Annotated in this window: 6 protein-coding genes; 3 read left to right on the forward strand and 3 right to left on the reverse strand. The window is 66.8% G+C overall.

Annotated features, from left to right (window positions below; genetic code table 11):
- Positions 1-539 (reverse strand): FABP family protein (locus ACLQ6X_RS05895; protein ID WP_411699243.1); only part of this gene is annotated, 539 nt, incomplete at its 3' end.
- 158 nt (positions 540-697) lie between these two features.
- Positions 698-955, reverse strand: coding sequence for a hypothetical protein (locus ACLQ6X_RS05900; RefSeq protein ID WP_411699244.1), 258 nt, complete (start codon positions 953-955; stop codon positions 698-700).
- Between the two features lie 51 nt (positions 956-1,006).
- Between ACLQ6X_RS05900 and ACLQ6X_RS05905 the strand changes: the two genes are divergently transcribed.
- The 3 genes from ACLQ6X_RS05905 to ACLQ6X_RS05915 are packed head-to-tail and all read left to right on the forward strand — an operon-like array spanning position 1,007 to position 4,814.
- Positions 1,007-1,699: a DNA-binding response regulator gene (locus tag ACLQ6X_RS05905; protein ID WP_188511501.1), complete on the forward strand. Its 693-nt coding sequence runs from the start codon at positions 1,007-1,009 to the stop codon at positions 1,697-1,699.
- A 26-nt stretch (positions 1,700-1,725) separates the two neighbouring features.
- The gene (gene mshD, locus ACLQ6X_RS05910) at positions 1,726-2,583 is read left to right on the forward strand and encodes a mycothiol synthase (protein ID WP_411699245.1); all 858 of its coding nucleotides are present in this window, start codon (positions 1,726-1,728) and stop codon (positions 2,581-2,583) included.
- Between the two features lie 53 nt (positions 2,584-2,636).
- Complete coding sequence (locus ACLQ6X_RS05915; RefSeq protein WP_411699246.1) at positions 2,637-4,814, forward strand: RNA degradosome polyphosphate kinase; 2,178 nt, start codon at positions 2,637-2,639, stop codon at positions 4,812-4,814.
- Here ACLQ6X_RS05915 and ACLQ6X_RS05920 read toward each other — a convergent pair.
- Positions 4,811-5,245 carry a hypothetical protein gene (locus ACLQ6X_RS05920; RefSeq protein WP_411699247.1) on the reverse strand — a complete coding sequence of 145 codons (435 nt, stop codon included), beginning with the start codon at positions 5,243-5,245 and terminating at the stop codon, positions 4,811-4,813. The genes ACLQ6X_RS05915 and ACLQ6X_RS05920 overlap by 4 nt on opposite strands.
- Positions 5,246-5,297: the final 52 nt, after the last annotated feature.

Raw genomic sequence — 5,297 nt, forward strand, 5'->3', positions numbered from 1 at the left:
GCGATATCCCACGCCCAGAGCAGCTTGCTGTCGACCAGGCCGTAGATGCGGGTCGCCGCGGTGTACTCCTTGGCCGTGGCCGTGCGCAGCACGGCATCCGTCGCTATATCGATGCGCGGCCCCTTGATCTGGCCGATGTAGAGCTCGCTCACACCCAGCGGATGCACGAGCGACACCTCTATGTCGAAGCCGCCGTTGGCGTTGCGCAGCGTCTCGACCGACTCGGCGTCGGCGTAGGGTTTCGCGCCCACGCCCGGCAGCATGCCCGGCCCGGAGTCGCCCGCGTGCGAGGGACGGCTGAGGCGCCAGTAGCCGGTCTCGGCGACGTGGGGTGTGTTCTCATCGTTGAGCGACCACGTGTACGAGGTGTAGTTCAGGTAGGGCAGTCCGTCGTGGGTGAAGCTGAGGCGCTGGCCGAATTCATGCTCGCGGATCTCGTCGCCCACCGCGTAGTGCACGACACCGGTGCCCTCCCAGAGGCCGATGAGCCACGACAGAGGGACGAGCTCGGCGGGCAGGTCGGAGTTGAGCTCGATCACGAAGCGCCCCGAAGACTAGCGCTGGCCGCGGAAGAGGTTGTAGAGCACGACGATCGAGGTATACCCGATCGCGAGGCTCGCCAGAATGAGGAGTCCGGTGAAGAAGAGTTCCAGGGCGATGACCATGGGACCAGCCTAACCGCTGTTGGCGCGCGAGCTCAGGATGCGACGGCGAAAATCGCGGTCGAGATGACGAGCACCACGAGCGCGCCGCCCGTCGAGGTCATGACCCTGGTCACGAAGCCCTCCTTGCGGCGGATCGCCAGCTGGATGGCGAACGCCGAAAGGATCGCCGCGGCGAACACGATCGGCACCCAGGTGAAGTACTCCCCGGGGGTCGAAAACACTCCGATCACGACACTTCCGATGATCGCGAGGGCCCACACGGGGAGGATGCTTGCCAGCTGCCAGGTCACAAAGCAATCTTAAGGCGCTTGTAGACTGTGCGGAGGCACTTTGGAGGACCCGTGGCGCAGCTGCTTATCCTGACCTCTGCGGGCGACAATGACGTTCTCCCCGCATTGGGGCTACTCAGTCATAAAACTCGACAAATCCCGGCCGAGCCGGCTTCGCTCATCAACGCGCCCACGTGCGACCTGATCTTCATCGACGCGCGCTACGACCTCGCCAGCTCGAAGTCGCTGTGCAAGATCCTGAACACCACCGGCGTGACCGTTCCGCTCATCCTCATACTCACCGAGGGCGGCCTCACCGCCGTCAGCGCCGACTGGGGTGTCGACGACGTCATCCTCGAGGGCGCCGGACCGGCAGAGGCGGATGCCCGCATCCGGCTCGCGATCGGACGCCAGGCCCAGGACAAGTCGAGCAGCAAGATCCAGGCCTCCGGAGTCGTCATCGACGAGGCCAGCTACTCGGCCAAGGTGCACGGCAAACCTCTCGACCTCACCTTCAAGGAGTTCGAGCTGCTGCGGTTCCTCGCCACGCACCCCTCGCGCGTCTTCACCCGCGAGCAGCTGCTCAGCGAGGTGTGGGGCTACGACTACTTCGGCGGAACCCGCACCGTCGACGTGCACGTGCGGCGCCTGCGCGCCAAGCTCGGCGACCTCGAGTCGCTCATCGGAACGGTGCGCAACGTCGGGTACCGCTTCAACGTGTACGACGACGAGAACGAGCGCTTCCCCGCGCCCCTCGCCAACTGACGAACACGTTCACTGAGCTTTTCGAAATGAATGTCGTCGAGACCCTGCCCTCTCGCCCCGACTGGCTCGACGTGCTCATCCAGCGCGCCACCCGCGCCGACGGCCAACCCCCGTTCTCCGACGGCAGCCTCGTCGAGCTCGCCACGGGAGCGCGCGAGCTGCTCGTGATCGGCGACGTCGCGGCGGCGCTGGTTCGGGACGGCGAGGCGGAGTTCGTCGTCGATCCGGATGCCCGGCGGCACGGTCACGGAACGGCGTTGCTCGAGGAACTGCTGTCACGCTCGCCGCGGCTGCTCGTCTGGGCGCACGGCGACCACAAGGCCGCCCGGGCGCTCGCCGCGAGCCACGGACTGACGGCGGTACGCGAGCTGCTGCAGTTGCGGGTGAGCGGCGTCGATTTCGATACGGCCGTGGACGGCCTACTCAATCAGCAGAGCCGGTCGAGCAGGTCGCTCAGCGACCGTATCGAGACCTTCCGCCCCGGCTCCGACGAGGGAACGTGGCTCGAGCTCAACGCCCGCGCGTTCGCCGCCCACCCCGAGCAGGGCGCCGTCACCCGCGCCGACCTCGACGTGCTGATGGCCGAGCCGTGGTTCGACGCCGACGACCTCCTGCTGCTGCGCGACGGCGAGACGCTGCTCGGCTACTGCTGGCTCAAGGTGGAGCACGGCATCGGCGAGTTCTACGTGGTCGGTGTCTCTCCCGACCGTCAGGGCGAAGGCATCGGCCGCCGTCTCGTCGAGGCGGGGCTGTCCCGTCTGGCCGAGCGCGGCATCCGCGTCTCGAGTCTCTATGTCGAGGCAGACAACGAACCCGCGCTGCGCCTCTACCGGTCGTTCGGATTCGACGACTACGCCGTCGACGTCCAGTACGCGACGGCGTAGCCTGCGGCTGACTCGTTAACCGCTCATTCACGCGACAGTGGGATGATGGCGTGATGGACAGCGAAAACACCCTCCTCGACGCACCGGCCCCGAGCGAATCGCTCGACGAGTACGACATCGAAGAGTCGTCGAGCATCGACGACGGATCGCTGCCCTACGACCGCTACCTCGACCGCGAGCTGAGCTGGCTCGCGTTCAACCAGCGGGTGCTCGAACTGGCCGAAGACACGACGCTCCCGCTGCTGGAGCGCGCGAACTTCCTGGCCATCTTCACCTCCAACCTCGACGAATTCTTTATGGTGCGCGTCGCCGGCCTGAAGCGCCGCATCGCCACCGGGCTCGCCGTGCCGACCAACGTCGGTCGCGCCCCCGAAGACGTGCTGGCCGCCGTGAGCGCCAAGGCGCACGAGCTGCAGCACCGTCACGCCGTGGCCTTCGGCGAGCACGTGAAGCCCGCGCTCGACGAGGCCGGCATCCACATCGAGGTGTGGAGCGACCTCGACGAGGCCGACCGCGACCGTGCGCACGAGATCTTCTCGCTGCAGATCTTCCCCGTGCTCATGCCGCTCGCCGTCGACCCGGCGCACCCGTTCCCGTACATCTCCGGCCTCTCGCTCAACCTCGCCGTGCGCGTGCGCAACCCGAAGACCGACAAGGTGGAGTTCGCGCGCCTCAAGGTGCCGACCGTGCTGCCGCGTTTCGTGCAGCTGCCCAACGACGGAACCGGTCGCCTGCGTTTCATCCCGATCGAAGACCTCATCTCCAACCACCTGAGCGAACTGTTCCCCGGCATGGAGATCCTCGAGCACCACGAGTTCCGGGTGACCCGCAACGAAGACGTCGAGGTCGACGAGGACGAGTCCGAGAACCTCATCCAGGCCCTCGAGAAGCAGCTGCTGAACCGTCGGTTCGGGCCGCCCATCCGGCTCGAGATCACCGAGGACATGGACGACCTCACCCTCGGCCTGCTCGTGCGCGAGCTCGACATCACCGAGCAGGAGGTCTACCGCCTCCCCGCGCCGCTCGACCTCGGCGGGCTGTTCCAGCTCAACCGCATCGACCGCCCGCTGCTCAAGTACGCCAAGCACGTGCCGACCACGAGCGTGAACCTGCTGCCGAACGAACCGAACGCGGCACCGAACATCTTCACCTCGATCTCGAAGAGCGACGTGCTGGTGCACCACCCCTACGAGTCGTTCTCCACGAGCGTGCAGACCTTCCTCGAGCAGGCCGCGGCCGACCCGAACGTTCTCGCCATCAAGCAGACGCTCTACCGCACGAGCGGCGACAGCCCCATCGTCGAGGCGCTCATCGCGGCGGCCGAGGCCGGTAAGGCCGTGCTCGCCCTCGTCGAGATCAAGGCGCGTTTCGACGAGACGGCCAACATCAACTGGGCGCGCAAGCTCGAGAAGGCCGGCGTGCACGTGGTCTACGGGCTCGTGGGGCTAAAGACGCACTGCAAGCTCGCGCTCGTAATCCGCCAGGAGCACGGCGTGCTCAAGCACTACAGCCACATCGGCACGGGAAACTACAACCCGAAGACGAGCCGCATCTACGAAGACCTCGGCCTGCTCACCGACGACGACGTGGTCGGCAAAGACCTCACCCGCCTGTTCAACGAGCTCTCCGGCTATGCCATCGAGAAGAAGTTCAAGCGCCTGCTCGTGGCCCCCCTGCACCTGCGCAAGGGCCTGCTCAAGCACATCAAGACCGAGACCGAGAACGCGAAGGCCGGCCTGCCGAGCGGCATCCGCATCAAGCTCAACTCCATCGTCGACGAGGCGATCATCGACGCTCTGTATCAGGCGAGCAACGCGGGCGTTCCCGTCGACCTGGTGGTGCGCGGCATCTGCGGCCTCCGCCCCGGCGTTCCCGGGCTGAGCGAGAACATCCGGGTGCGCTCGGTTCTCGGGCGTTACCTCGAGCACGCCCGCATCTTCACGTTCGTCAACAACGGCGACCCGCAGGTCTACATCGGCAGCGCCGATATGATGCACCGCAACCTCGACCGCCGCGTCGAGGCGCTCGTGCGGCTCGTGGCGCCCGACCAACTGCGCCAGATCGACGAGCTGTTCGAACTCGCTCTCGCCGAAGACACCTCGTCGTGGTGGCTCGACGGCGACGGCGAGTGGACGCGCCACTCGCGTACCTCCGACGGCGAGCCGCTCCGCGACATGCAGAACGTGATCATGAAGCGCATCTCGCAGCGCAAGCGCGCTATCAGCCGCTAGTCCGCAGACGCGGCGAAGTCGAGTGCGGGGGTCTCCATGGGACCTCCGCACTGCTCTGAGCCGCCCGTTCTGGTCCACTCCAGCTCGTAGCCGCGCTCCGCGACCACCGCTTCGGTCGTGTCGAGCGCGCGTACGGTGAGGCGGTCGGGCGTGGACCGCAACGAGGTGACGCTCCACAGCTCGTCGGAACGCCGCTCCAGAGCAAACGGAGGCAACTCGCCCTCGGGCGGTTGCACCGCCTCAGATGCTTCGCCGCCCGCGGAGGCGACGCACGCGTCATCGACGCACACCTCGAGCGATGCGAACTCCCCGGTCGCGTGCACGTCGACGGCATAGATGTAGCCGATGGCCGTGCCCGCGCCGAAACTGCAGCCGGCGAGAGCCGGGAGCAGCGCGACACCCGCGGCCGCGAGGGCGAGAGTCCGTGTCATCCGAAGCATTCGTCCACGCTATTCAGGCTCCGGATGCCCCGCTAGAGCACCT

The sequence above is a fragment of the Conyzicola sp. genome (assembly GCF_046714715.1).
Taxonomy (GTDB): Bacteria; Actinomycetota; Actinomycetes; order Actinomycetales; family Microbacteriaceae; genus Conyzicola.